12 protein-coding genes are annotated in these 16,545 nt (G+C 59.0%); 5 read left to right on the forward strand and 7 right to left on the reverse strand.

Translation table 11 applies throughout. The annotated features are described in order from the left end of the window. Positions 1 to 125 precede the first annotated feature (125 nt). Entirely contained in the window at positions 126 to 1,988 is a 1,863-nt protein-coding gene (locus H7A79_RS11060; protein WP_187000270.1) for an RNB domain-containing ribonuclease, read from the reverse strand. Positions 1,989 to 2,273: 285 nt separating this feature from the next. Then, positions 2,274 to 3,500, reverse strand: coding sequence for a YihY family inner membrane protein (locus H7A79_RS11065; protein ID WP_135035535.1), 1,227 nt, complete (start codon positions 3,498 to 3,500; stop codon positions 2,274 to 2,276). Positions 3,501 to 3,613: 113 nt separating this feature from the next. Between H7A79_RS11065 and wrbA the strand changes: the two genes are divergently transcribed. Together wrbA and nfsA are read left to right on the forward strand one after the other, a co-directional pair. Further along, a complete protein-coding gene (gene wrbA, locus H7A79_RS11070) occupies positions 3,614 to 4,219 on the forward strand; it encodes an NAD(P)H:quinone oxidoreductase (protein ID WP_187000271.1) in 606 nt (201 codons plus the stop codon). Positions 4,220 to 4,259: 40 nt separating this feature from the next. Continuing rightward, positions 4,260 to 4,991 carry an oxygen-insensitive NADPH nitroreductase gene (gene nfsA, locus H7A79_RS11075; RefSeq protein WP_135035529.1) on the forward strand — a complete coding sequence of 244 codons (732 nt, stop codon included), beginning with the start codon at positions 4,260 to 4,262 and terminating at the stop codon, positions 4,989 to 4,991. 134 nt (positions 4,992 to 5,125) lie between these two features. On the opposite strand, the gene H7A79_RS11080 is transcribed toward nfsA, so the two are convergent. Further along, entirely contained in the window at positions 5,126 to 6,577 is a 1,452-nt protein-coding gene (locus H7A79_RS11080) for a tetratricopeptide repeat protein (protein ID WP_343060886.1), read from the reverse strand. Positions 6,578 to 6,910: 333 nt separating this feature from the next. Next, complete coding sequence (prmA, locus tag H7A79_RS11085; RefSeq protein ID WP_187000272.1) at positions 6,911 to 7,798, reverse strand: 50S ribosomal protein L11 methyltransferase; 888 nt, start codon at positions 7,796 to 7,798, stop codon at positions 6,911 to 6,913. 244 nt (positions 7,799 to 8,042) lie between these two features. Here prmA and rpmE point away from each other — a divergent pair, with 244 nt between their 5' ends. Beyond that, complete coding sequence (gene rpmE / locus H7A79_RS11090; protein ID WP_135035523.1) at positions 8,043 to 8,258, forward strand: 50S ribosomal protein L31; 216 nt, start codon at positions 8,043 to 8,045, stop codon at positions 8,256 to 8,258. 238 nt (positions 8,259 to 8,496) lie between these two features. On the opposite strand, the gene H7A79_RS11095 is transcribed toward rpmE, so the two are convergent. After that, positions 8,497 to 9,009, reverse strand: coding sequence for an ACP-like domain-containing protein (locus tag H7A79_RS11095; RefSeq protein ID WP_187000273.1), 513 nt, complete (start codon positions 9,007 to 9,009; stop codon positions 8,497 to 8,499). Positions 9,010 to 9,216: 207 nt separating this feature from the next. Between H7A79_RS11095 and dxs the strand changes: the two genes are divergently transcribed. Further along, positions 9,217 to 11,118: a 1-deoxy-D-xylulose-5-phosphate synthase gene (dxs, locus tag H7A79_RS11100; protein WP_187000274.1), complete on the forward strand. Its 1,902-nt coding sequence runs from the start codon at positions 9,217 to 9,219 to the stop codon at positions 11,116 to 11,118. 718 nt (positions 11,119 to 11,836) lie between these two features. Next, positions 11,837 to 12,757: a tRNA glutamyl-Q(34) synthetase GluQRS gene (gluQRS, locus tag H7A79_RS11105; protein WP_187001704.1), complete on the forward strand. Its 921-nt coding sequence runs from the start codon at positions 11,837 to 11,839 to the stop codon at positions 12,755 to 12,757. Between the two features lie 246 nt (positions 12,758 to 13,003). Here the strand turns inward: gluQRS and leuS are convergent, their stop codons facing one another. Further along, on the reverse strand, positions 13,004 to 15,634 hold the full coding sequence (gene leuS / locus H7A79_RS11110; RefSeq protein WP_187000275.1) for a leucine--tRNA ligase: 2,631 nt from the start codon (positions 15,632 to 15,634) through the stop codon (positions 13,004 to 13,006). A gap of 164 nt (positions 15,635 to 15,798) precedes the next feature. Then, positions 15,799 to 16,287, reverse strand: coding sequence for a dihydrofolate reductase (locus tag H7A79_RS11115; RefSeq protein ID WP_135033974.1), 489 nt, complete (start codon positions 16,285 to 16,287; stop codon positions 15,799 to 15,801). Positions 16,288 to 16,545: the final 258 nt, after the last annotated feature.

Below are 16,545 nucleotides of genomic sequence, written 5' to 3' on the forward strand. Positions count from 1 at the left end.
GAGGGCGCAAACGCACTGAAATGCTTCACTGCATATTGTGTGTTTTCCATTTGAAGGCAAACCATAAAAAGGCCGTCTGAAACTTTTTCAGACAGCCCTTCTCCACACCCAAAACCCGCAGCACCCTACGCCGCAGGCGGCAGCATTTTCAGATAATTCAAAGCGATAAACTGCTTGTCGGCATCCACTTCGGCCACCGAAAGCAGCAGCTGCGATTTGGGCAGCGCATCAAACGGAATGCCCGTGGCGCGCACGGTGAGCGGCAGGCCTTCAATGCGCACCAAATCTTCTTTCAACAGCGTGGCCTTCAATTCTTTCAACGCCTGCTGCCTGATATAGACCAGGCTCCAGTAGCCCTCCATTTTGCGCTGGAAATCGGCATAGGCGGTGTAGGCCGCATCGAAATCGCGCAGGGCGGCAAACAAGGCGGTGTCGTTGCTGCCAAACAACGGCTCGGCTTCACTGTTTATCAGGCTGAGCAGCTGCTTTTGGTTGATATAGTCGGCGGCACGGCGCAGCGGCGAAGTGAACCAGCCGTAGTGCTGCACGCCCATGCCGCTGTGCGGTTCGGATTGGGTGCTCATGCGCACTTTGCCGTTGCCCGGCTGCACGCGGAAAATGCCGGGCAGGCTGTTTTCATCGAGCATCTGCGCCCATGTGCTGTTGGCCAGTATCATCATTTCGCTCACCAGCGTATCGATGGGCGAGCCGCGCTCGCGGCGGGAAACGGCCACGCTGCCGTCTTCGCCCGGCTCGATGCTGTAATCGTATTGCGGGGCGCGGCAGGGCTCATATTTGCCGCGCGCCTGCTGCCGCGCCACGGCGAAGCGGTGCAGCCAGATTAAATCCTGATGGTGGTTAAACACAGCCTGCCCTTCGGCATCGAGACCGGTTTCGGCGTTGAAATGCGGTTCGATGGCTTGGATACGCAGGTTTTCGGCGATATAGACGGCTTCGATTTTGTGCACGGGCGCGCTGATGTTGAAATCGGCATCAACATCGAAATAAATGCTCACGGCGGGGCGGCAGCCGCCGGCATCGAGGCTGAAGGCGGCAATCCAGTTCTCAGGCAGCATGGTGATTTTGCCGCCGGGAAAATACACCGTGCTCAACCGCTCCATAATGGTTTTTTCGATGGCGCTGCCCGCTCCGACCGCCAGCGCGGGCGCGGCGATGTGGATGCCCACACGTTTGATGCCGTTGCCCAAATCGGTAACACTCAAGGCATCGTCCACTTCGGTGGTGTCTTCGTCATCGATGGAAAACGCCTGCACGGCAGCCTGCGGCAGCGCGGGCAGCTCGGGCACGGGGATATCGGCAAACGCCGTGCCTTTGGGAAAATGCTTGACTTCAAAGCCGTCACGCAGATATTGCGGAATCGAAGCCACACCGCCGGTTTGCAAGGCCAACTCCAGCGGGGTGAGTTTGAGCGCGGCGGCGGCTTTGGCAAAGGCTTTGTAGATGGGGGTCTGTTTGTCGGGCGCATGCAGGATGGTTTTCAGCCCGGCGGCAATTTCAGGCGGCATGCTGCCCTGCTTGAGTGCTTCCGACCAGGCTTCGATTTGCGCATCCTGCTGTTTTTTGCGCTCCAATGCCGCCAACGCCTGTTTGAGCGTTGCTTCGGGGGCGGCCTTGAATATGCCTTTGGCTTTTTTATAGAAATACACCGGCGCGGCATAAAGTGCCATCAGCGTGCCCGCCAGCTCGGTTTTGGTGGGTGTCCGGCCGAAATATTCTTCGGCGATGGCCGCAGCGCTGAATTCTTCTTCACCGCACACCTCCCACAGCAGGCCGGTGTCGATTTCGGCCGCTTCGGCTTGCGCCTGATTCAGAAAATCGTCCGGCGGGGTGTCGAATTCGACAAACACATTGGCCGCTTTCACTTTGGTGCGTTTGCCGTGCCGGGTGTCGGCCTGATAGGCGGCATCGCTTTTCTGCACCACGGCGGCCACTTTGAACTGGCCGGATTCTTCGTAAAAAATGTTCATATCAAAGCTCAAAGCGCATTCGGAAAAGCGCGTGATTCTAACAGGATTCACTCAGGCCGTCTGAAAGGTTTGCGCCGTTTCGGCAGCAACCCGCCGTCTTTCAGACGGCCTGCGGTCAAACTACTTGCTTAATACCCGTTGTGTCATACCCGGGCTTGACCCGGGTATTCCCCAATTTGCTGAAACTCAAGAGCCTCGGGACAAGCCCGGGTATGGCGGCGGTTGGGTATTTCATACGGCCGGTGCGGATTACGCAGCACCCCGGGGCGTTTGCAACAGATCAGCTTACTGCCCCTGCTCCCGCCGCGCACGGGTATCAAATTCTGCCAGCGTGATGTCCAGCGTATCCAAGCACGGCGACATTATCTCGGCAACGGCACCATCGACTCCGTTGCGGCTGCGGCCGGCAGGACGGTAAACAAACAGCCTGAACAAATCGTTCAACACGATGGCTTCGGCGTTGGTTTTCAGCACCCAACCCTGTTTGCCCGAATAAACATAGCCGTGGCGGGCAAGCTTTTCGAGCAGCCGCCCCAATTCATCGTAGCCCATATGGATGTGCCGTCTGAAATCCTGCACCTTGAGTGTGCTGCCGGTTTGTTGGGCTTCGTTGAGCAGCAGCAGGATTGCCAACACATCGTCAAACCGCCCGCGCCCATCGACACGCCGCCGGAACGCCTCGCCCTGCCAGTAGGAAAGCGAAGCGGTGAGCACCGCGCCCGACAACACCAGCATCCACAACAGATTCAGCCACAGCAGAAAAAACGGCACCGCCGCAAACGCGCCGTAAATCAGCGTATAGCCCTTAAAGGTGCCGATATACCAGGCAAAGCCGTAGCGGGCGGCTTCCAGCAAAACCGCCGTAACCGCCGCCCCGAGCAGCGCATGGCGCGCCGGCACGAAACGGTTGGGCACCAGCCGGTAGAGCAGCCACAGCAGCAGTGTGCCGAACGCTATCGATGCAACCATGCGCACCGCCGCCGCCAACAGGGGATAATGTTCGCCAAACGGGCTGTAGGCAAGCAGCGACGACCACAGCGACAACCCCACGCCCAACGCCAGCGGGCCGAAGGTGAGCAGCGCCCAATACACCAAAAACTGCATCATCAGCGGCCGCTGCGTGCCCACACGCCAAATGCGGTTAAACGTTTGGTCGATGGTTTGGATCAGCATCAGCGAAGTAACGCCCAGCATCATGATGCCGACAGCCGTGAGCCCGCCGGCTTTTTCTTTAAACGCATCGATATATTCAAACAAAGTATCCGCGCCTTGCGGCACGATGGTTTGATTGACGAAATGCACAAAAGAAGCAGAAAGCTCGTCAAACACCGGAAACGCCGATACCACCGCCAGCATTACCGTCAGCACCGGCACCAGCGACAACAGCGTGGTAAACGTGAGGCTGGCCGACACCTGCGGCACGCGTATTTCCATAAAGCGGCGGCACACAAACCATGCAAACCCGCCCAAGCGCGAAGCGCGCACGGCTTGCCACCAAGATAAATCAGGCATATGCTTTCCCTTTCTTATTCTTCCATTTGGTCAAACATTTTCAGACGGCCGGCAGCCATTGAGCCGCATAACAGGCCGTCTGAAAACCGGCCCAATTGTAACGGAAAGCCGCAATGAACCCAAACCCTTTGAAAATACTTGTTTTATACTATTCCCAACACGGCGGCACGCAAAACCTCGCCCGCCAAATCGCGCGCGGCATCGAAAGCGTGGCCGGCTGCGAAGCCGTGTTGCGCACCGTGCCGAAAGTGTCGGCCGTGTGCGAAGCGGTGGAATCCGATATTCCCGCCGCAGGCGCGCCCTATTGCAGCGCCGAAGACCTCAAAACCTGTGCCGCCCTCGCCCTGGGCAGCCCCACCCGCTTCGGCAATATGGCCGCCGCCATGAAATATTTTCTAGACGGCACCGTGGCGCAATGGCTGGGCGGCGAACTGATCGGCAAACCCGCCACCGTGTTCACCAGCGCCGGCAGCCTGCACGGCGGGCAGGAATCCACCCTGCTCACCATGATGCTGCCCCTGCTGCACCACGGCATGATTATCAGCGGCGTGCCCTTCAGCGAAGCCGCCCTCGGCCAAACCCGCAGCGGCGGCACGCCTTACGGCGCATCGCATATGGCCGGGGCGGAAGGCCGCCCCGAATTGAGCAGCCACGAGCAGCAAACCGCATTTGCACAAGGCAGACGCCTGGCCGAACTGGCCGTCAAACTGGCCGTCTGAACACCTTTTCCCCTTATCATCACGCAACAGGAGACCCCCCATGACCGTATTACCGAGCAAACCCGCGCTGGAAACCGCCCTCAACCACCGCTCCATCCGCAAATTCACCGGCGAGCCGGTTGCGCCCGAAATGCTGCAAGCCGTGCTCGCCGCCGGGCAGGCCGCCTCCACATCGAGCTTTATGCAGCTCACCCACATCGTGCGCGTAACCGATATCGAAAAACGCAGGCAGCTGCGCGCCGTGGGCGCCAACCAGCACTACATCGAAACCTGTGCCGAATTTCTGGTGTTCTGCCTCGATTTGGCCAAACATAAAAAAATCGCCCCCGATGCGCAGACCGACTGGACGGAAATGACACTGATGGGCGCAATCGATGCCGGCATCGCCGCACAAAACGTGCTGCTTTGCGCCGAATCGCTGGGTTTGGGCGGCGTGTTTATCGGCTGCCTGCGCGACGACATCAACGCCACCGACCGCATTTTGGCACTGCCCGAAAACGTGGTGCCGCTGTTCGGCATGTGTCTGGGCCACCCCGCCCAGGATCCGATAATGCGCCCGCGCCTGCCCGCTGCCTGCGCGGTGTCCGAAAACGGCTACACCCCGCTGGACGACACGCTTTACGCCCGATACGATGCCGAGGTGGCCGATTATTACCAACGCCGCAGCAATCTGGATTTGAACTTCACCAAGCAGGTGCAAAACACCCTCTGCCACGAAGTGCGCCCCGACATTCTGCCGTTTTTGCAGCGCAAAGGGCTGGCCAAACGCTGATCCGGCACCCTTTGCCAACCGTGTAGCGGCAAACGCCGGCAACCAGCATAAAAGACAAGGCCGTCTGAAAGTTTTCAGACGGCCTTGTCGGCTGAATGTATAACGGCTTGAAGCCCGCTGCGCTTTATTGCCCGCTATCGGCGTTCGCGCTGCCATTGTTGCAGCAGCCGGCGCAGTTGGTCGGCGTGTTCGTGGCCGCTGTCGATGGCCTGCTGCAGCCAGGTGCAGGCGGCGGCGGTGCTTTGAGGTGCGCCCGTGCCGTGATAATACAGGCAGGCCAGATTATATTGCGCCACCGGGTCGCCCTGGTTGGCGGCCTGCTCGAACCAATAAGCGGCCTGGCCGGCATCAGCGTTCACACCCTGACCGTTGTAATACATCATGCCGAGATTGGTTTGCGCCTTGCGGTGGTGCAGCTCGGCGGCCTGCAGATAGAGTTTGCGCGCCAGAAAATAGTCCTGCCCGCGCCCTAAGCCGTAATGGCAGGCAAACGCGGCCTGATAATCCAAATCGGCTTTTTGAAACATCAACGCCGCCTGCTTGGCTTCTTCGTAGTCTTCTTGATGCGTGAGCGCGGTATCGGCAAGCAGTTTCTGGTGCGCCGCCATATCGCCCAATTCGGCGGCGCGCCGGTATTGGCGGCGGGCGGTGTCGGCATCGGCTCCGACACCCAAGCCGTAGCGGAAAATATCGCCGAGCAGGCGCAGGGCTTTGGGGTGGTTGCGGCGGGCGGCGGCCGAGGCGTGTTTGCGCGCTTTTTGGTGATCGCGCGCCACTAACCTGCCGGTCAGATAAGCCTCGGCCAGCACAGCCTGGGCATCGGTGTCTCCTTGTGCGGCGGCTTTTTCGAGCCAGCCTATCGATTCGCCGTTATCCTGATCAAACAGCACTTCGCCCAATGCGGCCTGTGCGGGGGCGAACCCCTGCCCGGCGGCGGGGGTGAAATGTTCGATGGCTTTTTGCAGGTTTTTTTCGACATACTGGCCGTAGCGGTATTGGTTGCCCAGCAGCCAATGGGCGGCGGTAACGCCTTGCGCGGCGGCCTGCATCAGCAGTTCGTGTGCTTTGGCCAAATCAGGCTCGGGCGCCTGCTGGTAATATTTGGCGAGATAAAACTGCGCATCGCCGCTGCCCTGCGCTGCCGCCAGTTCGGCCCAATACACGGCCTGCGGGTCTTTTTGGTCGGCATAATATTCGAGCAGGCGCATTTGGGCGTGCAGCACGCCGCTTTCGGCCAGCGCGGTGTATTCGCCGATCTGCTGCTCGAAACGCTCGCCGTCGGCAGCGCGCAGCTGCAGCAGGTTATAGCGGGCATAGGGGTGGCCGCTTTCTGCCGCTACCGTGAGCCAATGGCGGGCGGCTCTGTAGTCGGGGCGTGCGCCCGCACCGTTGAGCAGGCAGCCGGCCAGCTGGAACGCGGCTTCGATATGCCCGGCCTGCGCGGCCTTATGCAGCAGGGGCACGGCGGCGGCGCAGTTGTCGGGGTTGTTCAGCAACAGCTCGTGGCCTTGTTGAAACAGTGATTCGGGGGTGGCTTGGGTCATGTTGGTGTGTAGCAGATTGGGAATGGAAACATTGTATCGCAAAAGCGGCGGCAGTTCGGTGTCCCGGCGTATAGTGAAAATATGCCGCCGGCGGCTGGCGAAGGCTGCGGCCTTCAGACGGCACCCTACACGCTTGAAACCGTAACGGCATCCGCCCGCCCTGCTGTGCTGCTGTACTGTCTGCTGCCCGGTATTGAATAAAGCAGGTTCACTATAGCGGATTGGTTATATTAGCCCATTGTTAAAACGGCCCAGCGTGCCGCACGACAAAAGGCCGTCTGAACGTTCAGACGGCCTTTTGTCGGCCTAATGCACCGATTAGCAGCGAACCCTGACATTTCGATACCGGGCGGCAGCACCGCAAAGCGGGTTCGCTTAACGTTTCACGCCGCTCAAACACGCCCAGCCTTCATCGGTTTGGGCGGGCAATAAATCAAACCATTCGCTGTAAATGCCGCTCATTTCTTCAACCTGCCCGTCAAGAATGCCCGAAAGCACGATATGCCCGCCCTGCTTGGTACGCTCGGCCAAAAGGCTGCCGAGCAGGCGCAGGGGGTTGGCGAGAATGTTGGCCACCACCACGTCAAACCGTCCCTCCGGCAGGGCATCGGGAAGATAGAAGTGTGCAGGGACGCCGTTTTGGACGGCATTGTTGTTGCTGGAACGGATGGCCTGCCCATCGATGTCCACGCCGGTGGCGCTGCCTGCGCCCAGCTTCAGGGCGGCAATGGCGAGAATGCCGGAGCCGCAGCCGTAATCCAACACAGATTCGCCGCCTTGCAGATGTCGGTCGAGCCATTGCAGGCACAGGCGGGTGGTGGGATGGCTGCCGGTGCCGAAAGCCAGCCCCGGGTCGAGCTGCAGATTGACGGCACCGCCGCCCGGGGCTTCGTGCCACGAGGGGGTTATCCACAAACGCTCCGAAATCTGAATCGGCTCAAACTGCGCCTGCGTAAGCCGCACCCAATCCTGCTCGGGCAGGTATTCGGTGTCGTAGCCGGGCACGGCAATGTTGCAGTCTCCTGCCGCCGCAGCCACAACCGATGCGGCATCGGTGTTATCGTCAAATAAAACGATAACTTTGCTCTGCTGCCAAACCTGCCCGGCAGGCATGCCCGGTTCGCCGAAAATGGCCTGTTCGTTAGCGGTGCCTGCATAGGCATCTTCAATGGCGGCAGAAAGTGCGCCGTGCGCCATCAGCGCATCGGCAAGACGCTCGGCAGTGTGGTCGCTGACAGCGATGGTGATTTGTCGGTAAGCCATGATATTGCTTTCTTTGCGTGCAGAATCTCAAGCCGTCTGAACCGTTGCTGTTTTCAGACGGCCCGTTATGTCGGCACGGTGAATCCGCTTAACACTTAAAGAGTGCGATTTTAGCAAAAAGCCGTTGCAAATTAAACCGAAAACCCCAATATGGCTTGACAAAACGGCAGCAAACGGCAATACTGCCGAGCTTGTTTTTGAAGCATAGGCACAATCCCTATGCCCGCTAACGAAAGGAAATAAAATGAAACAAGGTATCCACCCCGATTACCATGAAGTGAGCGTAACCTGCTCTTGCGGCAATAAATTCGTTACCAAATCCACCATGGCCAAAGAAAACTTCAACATCGAGGTTTGCTCCCAATGCCATCCGTTCTACACCGGCCAGCAAAAAATCGTTGACACCACCGGCCGTGTGGACAAATTCAACCAAAAATTCGGCAATATGTTCAAACGCTGATTGGCGGATGCTCCGGAATAAAAAAGACTGCACATGCAGTCTTTTTTTATTTGGCCGGCGGTTCGGCAGGCTGCTCCCAACCCTTTCAGACGGCCTCTGCCGGCTACACAGCGGCACCCTTTCTCATTGCCGTTACGGCACGGCTCTTTACCTTAGCGTATTGTTCGAGCTCCCTGCCGCCTTGCGCCCGAGATGAAGGCTTCGCTTATGCCCCCTGCCGGCAACCTGCCGCCCGCCGTTACTGTGCAGGCATACAGTTTTTCACCACCACCGTATCCACCGGCAGCGTTTCGCCACCCACTTTCTCCTGCTCGTGGCGCACCAAAAAGCCATTGCCCTCTTTATATAAATCACTTTGATACTGATTGCCGATGGTCCAAGTGTAGGTTCCGTTGCCGAAAGCGGTCAAATCTTCGTTGCTGTATTCACCGCTGTAAGGCAGCGTCAGCGTTTGGCCTTCGGTGCGCACTTCGGCGGCAGGCTCATCGGTTTCGCGGTAATAGCGCGCATCCAGCGTTTTGCCTCCATCGCATTGGTAAGACTGCCAAGCCGCATCTTCTGCTTTGCCCAAACTGCCGCCCAAAGGAATATCGGCGGGTGCCGATGCCGTTGCGGCGGCTGCCACCTCTGCCGGCGCCGGTTCCGACACAGGCGCGGCAGTCGAAACCTCCGCCGTCTGCGCCTGCTCCTGTTTGCAGGCAGACAATGCCAGCATGGCGGCAACGGTTAAAGATAATGTACAAAGTTTCATCAGAATACTCCCAAAAATACCGACAGCCGTTAGTGTAAAAGAAACCGTTGGAATTTTCACCCCGCCCGCAGAATGATTTTCCCTACCGGCAGGATAAGGCCGTCTGAAAAGGCTCCGGCAGCGGTTTAAATCTGCGCGGCGGCCGCTGCAATCTCTTGCTATAATCTTCTACCTACACGCTGTTTTATCTTGATAAAAGACCACGCCATGAGCCAAACCCCACTACTCGACACCATCAACCTGCCGCAGGATTTGCGCCGGCTCGACATCAGGCAACTGCCGCAGCTCTCTGCCGAGTTGCGCACTTTTCTGCTGGAATCGATAGGCAAAACCGGCGGCCATTTCGCCAGCAATCTCGGCGCGGTGGAGCTGACTGTGGCGCTGCATTATGTGTATCACACTCCCGAAGACCATTTGGTGTGGGACGTGGGGCATCAAAGCTATCCGCACAAAATCCTCACCGGCCGCAAAAACCGCATGGACACCATGCGCCAATACGGCGGCTTGGCGGGGTTTCCCAAGCGCGGCGAATCGGCATACGATGCTTTCGGCGTGGGGCACTCTTCCACTTCCATCGGCGCGGCACTGGGCATGGCGGTGGCCGACAAGCTGGCGGGTAAAACCAACCGCAGCGTAGCGGTAATCGGCGACGGCGCAATGACCGCCGGCCAAGCCTTCGAAGCCCTCAACTGCGCGGGCGATATGGATATCGACCTGTTGGTGGTGCTCAACGACAACGAAATGTCGATTTCGCCCAATGTCGGCGCGCTGCCCAAATATCTGGCGCGCAATGTGGTGCGCGATATGCACGGCCTGCTCTCCACCATCAAGGCGCAATCGACCAAAGTGCTCGACAAACTGCCCGGCGCGTTGGAAATCGCCCAAAAAGTCGAACACAAAATCAAAACCATCGCAGGCGAAGCCGAACACGCCAAGCAGTCGCTGTCGCTGTTTGAAAACTTCGGCTTCCACTACACCGGCCCCGTGGACGGCCACGATGTCGAGCAGCTGGTGCACGTTTTGAAAGAGCTGCGCAGCAAAAAAGGCCCGCAAATCCTGCACGTTATCACCAAAAAAGGCCAGGGCTACAAGCTGGCCGAAAACGACCCGGTGAAATACCACGCCGTTTCCACATTGGCAAACGAGGCCGGCAAAGAAGCGGAACAACTGCTGCCCAAGCCTGCCGCCAAGCCCACCTACACGCAGGTTTTCGGCCGCTGGCTGTGCGACCAGGCCGCCGCCGATCCGCGCCTGATTGCCATCACCCCCGCCATGCGCGAAGGCAGCGGGCTGGTGGAATACGAGCAGAAATTCCCCGAGCGTTATTTCGATGTGGGCATTGCCGAGCAACACGCCGTAACCTTTGCCGGCGGCCTGGCCTGTGAAGGCGCCAAGCCCGTGGTAGCGGTTTATTCCACCTTTCTGCAACGCGCCTACGACCAGCTTATCCACGATATCGCCCTGCAAAACCTGCCCGTTTTATTTGCCGTTGACCGTGCCGGCATTGTCGGCGCAGACGGCCCCACCCATGCCGGCCTGTATGATTTGAGCTTTCTGCGCTGCATTCCCAATATGGTGGTGGCCGCCCCCAGCGATGAAAACGAATGCCGCCTGCTGCTCTCCACCTGCTACCGGCTCGATGCGCCCTCGGCAGTGCGTTATCCGCGCGGCTCGGGCCGCGGTGCCGCCGTTTCAGACGGCCTGGATACCGTGCCCGTTGGCAAGGGCATCGTGAGGTGTGAAGGCAGCCGCACCGCCGTTTTTGCGTTCGGCAGCATGGTGCAGCCTGCCCTGGCCGCCGCCGAAATGCTCAACGCCACCGTGGCCGACATGCGTTTTGTCAAACCGATAGACGAAGAGCTGATTGTGCGGCTGGCGCAAAGCCACGACTATCTGGTGGCCGCCGAAGAAAACGCCGTGCAGGGCGGCGCAGGCAGCGCGGTGTTGGAAGTGCTGGCTGCACACAACATCTGCAAACCCGTGCTGCTGCTGGGCGTGGCCGACACCGTTACCGAACACGGCGACCCGCAGCGGCTGCTCGATGATTTGGGCTTGAGCGCGGCCGCGATAGCCGGACGCATCCGCCGCCGCTTCGGGTTGGAAGCATAATGCAGGCCGTCTGAACCGCCGACCCTGTGCAGCAGCATTCATCCCATTTCCGCCACAGGCGGCAAGCCGCACAATACAGGGGGTATAAAACCAGTTCTGTTGCTGCTCAGGCAGCCTGCAAAACCGTTTGCTTTAAGCCGGGCAACGCAACAACGGAAATAAAGGAGACTCGCCGCCCACCGCAACAGCCGCGCCGGCCTGTTGCCCCACCGCTTGTTTGAACCACCCGCCGTTTCGGGCAGGATACACCGCCCCGCCGTCTGCCTGCATTGCCACTGCCCGAACATACCAAGCAGACCCGGAAGCCTTGAGAAAGGTTCAGGCCGTCTGAAAAAACCGCGCCGTTTCTGCGCAGACTGCGCCGCCCGCTTTGCCGTCATGACGGCATCGGCCTTGCCGCACCGGTTGCACCATCTGCCACCCGATGCCCGCTGCTGATTCAGCGGAACCGGCCGCAGGATTCCGGCCCGTAGCCAAAGCCGCCGGCACAATATTTTTGGTTTGACGGCCAAATTTCTGCCGGCGCACGGCACGGCCTGATTGAGGATTTGCCTGCCCGCCATCATGAAAAACGGAAAACAAACTTTGCACGGCGTGTCGGATTGTGCAGCCGCGCAATCCTGATGCCGTAACAGCAACAACCGCGCCGCCGTTTCACGCCCCACCGCACGGCCGCGCCGCTTTTGCCCCCTTCCCGCCACCCGACCCACCCGCCGCCATGCCCGCCACCCACTACATCGGACGCTTCGCCCCCAGCCCCACCGGCCTGCTGCACATCGGCTCGCTGCTCACCGCTCTGGCCTCCTACGCCGATGCCAAAGCACACGGCGGGCGTTGGCTGGTGCGCATCGAAGATCTCGATCCGCCGCGCGAAATGGCCGGCGCGGCAAGCCATATTCTGCGCACGCTCGAAACCTTCGGTTTCGAGTGGGACGGCGAAGTGGTGTATCAGAGCCGCCGCCACGCGCTTTACCGCGAAGCCTTAGGCCGTCTGAAAGCGGCCGGCTTGGCCTACCCCTGCTATTGCAGCCGCAAAAGCTGGCAGAATAACGCGGCAGCAGGGGTGGACGGTTTCGTGTATAACGGCAGATGCGGCCGCGCAGGCTTCAGGCCGTCTGAAAACGATTCGGCAAAAAACCCGGCGTGGCGGCTGCGGGTGCCCGATGAAACCATTGTTTTTCATGATGCCGTGGTCGGCCGCTGCGCCCAAAACCCCGCCCGCGACATCGGCGATTTCGTGCTGCTGCGTGCAGACGGCTGCTGGGCCTACCAGCTGGCGGTGGTTGCCGATGATGCCGAACAGGGCATCACCCATATTGTGCGCGGGCAGGATTTGCTGGTTTCCACACCCCGCCAAATCTGGCTGCAACGCTGCTTGGGATACCCCGCCCCGCACTATGCCCACCTGCCGCTGCTGACCAACCGCCACGGCCAGAAATGGTCGAAACAAACCCTTGCCCCCGCGCTCGATCCGGCGCAACGCCTACCCCTGCTGCGGCAGGTGATGGGCTATCTGAACCTGCCCCCCGCGCCCGATACGCAAAGGCCGTCTGAATTATTGGCCTGGGCAGTGGAACATTGGAATCTGGCCGAAGTGGGCAAAACAGCGGTGTGTACGGAAAATGATAATCCCGCTTAATCTTCGTTGCGGCCTTGCCGCGTCCTGCCCGAAGAAGCCGTGGCTGAAACAGCCCGAGCCGGCCGTCTGAAAGGGCAGCTGTGGTTTTTCAGACGGCCGGTTGTGAAGCAGCAACGGCCGTGATTGAAAATCGGGAGTTGTGATGATTGGAGATAGCCGGTATCTGCACGGTTATTTTTGCCGCATCCATGCAGAAGGCCGTCTGAAACAACCGTTCAGACGGCCTTTGTCGGCTTCGGGCAAAGGTCAAACCACGATATTCACCAGGCGTTTGGGTACGACAATGATTTTTTTCGCCGGCTTGCCTTCCATAAATTTTACTGCACCCTCGGCAGCCAGCGCGGCGGCTTCAATGTCGCTGCCTGGCGCATCGGCGGCAACGGTGATTTTGCCGCGCAGCTTGCCGTTTACCTGCACCATCATTTCAATTTCCGCCTTCTCCAGCGCGGCAGCGTCTGCCTGCGGCCAGCCCGCCGCCCATAAGGTTTCAGACGGCCTCAGCCCGCTCCACAGGGCTTCGCAGATATGCGGCACAATCGGCCACAGCAGGCGCACAACGGCTTCGAGCACTTCCTGCGCCACGGCGCGGCCTTGTTCGCCCGAGGTATCGGTTTTATCGAATTGGTTGAGCAGTTCCATCACGGCGGCGATGGCGGTGTTGAACTGCAGGCGGCGCTCGTAATCATCGCTCACTTTGGCAATGGTGCTGTGCAGCTTGTGGCGCAGGTCTTTCAATTCTTTGCTTAAAGCGTCTTGGCTGCCGCTGAATGCCGCCGCTGTGCCGCCGCTGTTTGTAAACTCATACACGGTGCGCCACAGGCGGCGCAGGAAGCGGTGTGCACCTTCCACGCCGGCATCGCTCCATTCGAGCGATTGTTCGGGCGGGCTGGCAAACATCATAAACAGGCGGGCGGTGTCGGCGCCGTAGGCTTCGATGATTTGCTGCGGATCCACGCCGTTGTTTTTCGATTTCGACATTTTTTCCACGCCGCCGATGGTAACGGGCAGGCCGTCTGCACGCAAAACGGCGGCAGTGGGGCGGCCTTTTTCATCGGTTTGCACATCGACTTCGGCGGGGTTGAACCATTGCTTTTTGCCGCCTTCCGGCTCGCGGTAATAAGTGGCCTGCAGCACCATGCCCTGCGTGAGCAGACTTTGGAACGGCTCTTTCGCTTTTACCATGCCTTCTTCGTGCATCAGCTTGGTGAAGAAGCGGGCGTAGAGCAGGTGCAGAATGGCGTGTTCGATGCCGCCGATGTATTGGTCGGCCTGCTGCCAGTAGGCCTGCGCTTGGGGCGCCACCATGCCGTCTGAAAATCGGGGCGACATATAGCGGAACTGATACCAGCTCGATTCCATAAAGGTGTCCATGGTGTCGGTTTCGCGGCGCGCCGGGCTGCCGCAGCAGGGGCAGACGGTTTGGTAAAATTCGGGCATCTTCGCCAGCGGCGAACCGGTGCCGTCCGGCACCACGTTTTCAGGCAGCACCACGGGCAAATCCTGCTCGGGCACGGGCACATCGCCGCAGTTTTCGCAGTGGATAATCGGAATCGGGCAGCCCCAGTAGCGTTGGCGCGATACGCCCCAATCGCGCAGGCGGTATTGTGTTTTCGGCTCGCCCGCGTTCAGGCTTTGCAGTTTTTCGCCGATGGTGTCGAAGGCCGTCTGAAAGTCCAGCCCGTCAAACCCGCCGCTGTTGATTAAACGGGTATTTTCTTTGCTGCCATACCATGGCTGCCACTGTTGCGGGTCGAATACGCTGCCTTCCTGCTCAATCACCTGTTTGACGGGCAGGCCGTATTTGCCGGCAAACTCGAAATCCCGCTCGTCGTGTGCAGGCACCGCCATCACCGCGCCGTCGCCGTAACCCCACAGCACATAGTTGGCCACCCACACTTCCAAACGCCCGCCGTTGAGCGGGTTTACCACATAGCGGCCGGTGGGCAGGCCTTTTTTCTCCATCACCGCCATATCGGCTTCGGCCACGCTGCCGGCCTTGCATTCGGCAATAAAGGCCTGCAATTCGGGGTTGCCGGCAGCCGCAACGGTTGCCAGCGGGTGCTCGGCGGCCACGGCCACATAGGTGGCGCCCATCAGCGTGTCGGGGCGTGTGGTGTACACCTGCAAAAACTCGGCATCGCTGCCGCTCAGGCCGGCTTTGCTGTCTTCTGCCACAGCAAAGCGCACCTGCATACCGCGCGATTTGCCAATCCAGTTGCGCTGCATGGTTTTCACCTGCTCGGGCCAGTCCAAACCTTCCAAGTCGTTCAAGAGTTGCTCGGCGTAATCGGTGATTTTGAAGTAATACATCGGGATTTCGCGCTTTTCCACCAGCGCGCCGGAGCGCCAGCCGCGCCCGTCAATCACTTGCTCGTTGGCCAATACGGTTTGATCGACCGGATCCCAGTTGACCGTGCCGTTTTTGCGGTAAACCACGCCTTTTTTAAACAGTTTGGTGAAGAATAATTGCTCCCAGCGGTAGTATTCGGGGGAGCAGGTGGCCAGCTCGCGCGCCCAGTCGATCGCGAAACCGAGGCTTTTGAGCTGGTTGCGCATATAAGCGATGTTTTCATACGTCCACTTGGCAGGCGCAACTTTGCGGTCGATGGCGGCGTTTTCGGCCGGCATACCGAATGCGTCCCAGCCCATCGGCTGCAATACGTTGAATCCGTTTAAGAATTTAAAACGGCTGCGCACATCGCCGATGGTGTAGTTGCGCACATGCCCCATATGCAGCTTGCCGCTGGGATAGGGAAACATAGAAAGGCAGTAGTATTTGGGTTTGGAGGTGTTTTCGGCCACGTTGAAAATATGGGCTTCATCCCACTTGGCTTGCGCCGCCGGCTCAACGGCAGACGGTTGGTAGTGTTCTTGCATGATGATGGCTTCGATATTACGTTTGAAGAGAGTTTTAAAGAGAATAAAGATAAGGAGAAATTATAACAGCTTGGCTGTGAAACTTTGCGGAAATGTATGGTACAGGCCGTCTGAAAGGCGGGCGCTGCTTTCTTCAGACGGCCCGGGTGTGCGAAAACGCCGGATTATTCCGAGCGCACATAATGTACAAATGCATAATTTATGCCGTTTGCCGCCGTATGTGTTTCACGGCTTTTTTCCTGCCACCGGCTGCTGCTGATTTTTGGGAAAAACGCATCACCCGCCACTTTCAAACCCACTTCGGTGATACGCAAATCGGTGGCCGCCGGCATAGCTTCGGTATAAATCTGTGCGCCGCCCATGATGATGATTTCGGCATCTGCGGCGCACGCCGACAATGCGGTTTGCAGGCCGGGCATGGTTTGCGCGCCCTCTGCCTGATAATCCGCACGGCGGGTAATCACGATATTGCGGCGGCCCGGCAGCGGTTTTTTCGGCAGCGACTCCCATGTTTTCCGCCCCATAACCACGGGTTTGCCTGTGGTATAACTGCGGAAAAAAGCAAAATCTTCAGGCAGATGCCACGGCATGGTGTTGTCGATACCGATGCAGCCGTTTTCCGCACAAGCGGCAATCAGGGTAATTTTCTGCATAAAATTCTTTCCAATCTTGACTTTATTTAAATTTATCAGCATTCATGGCTGCCTGCTTTCAAACCATAACGGCATCAGCCTGCCCGAGTCGGACTATCGTGAGTCCGCTTGATTTGCGGTGCCGGCCGGCCACAAACACTACAGATAATACGGGGCCTTTTCCATTGCCGCCTGGGCGGGGCGGGGCAAGCCTCTCTTCTTTGAACCAGGCGCAGCCACACTGCAGTGCAAATGAGGAACCCGGCAATATCTGCGGCC

Origin of the sequence: Neisseria musculi, assembly GCF_014297595.2 — a bacterium.
Classification (GTDB): Bacteria; Pseudomonadota; Gammaproteobacteria; order Burkholderiales; family Neisseriaceae; genus Neisseria; species Neisseria musculi.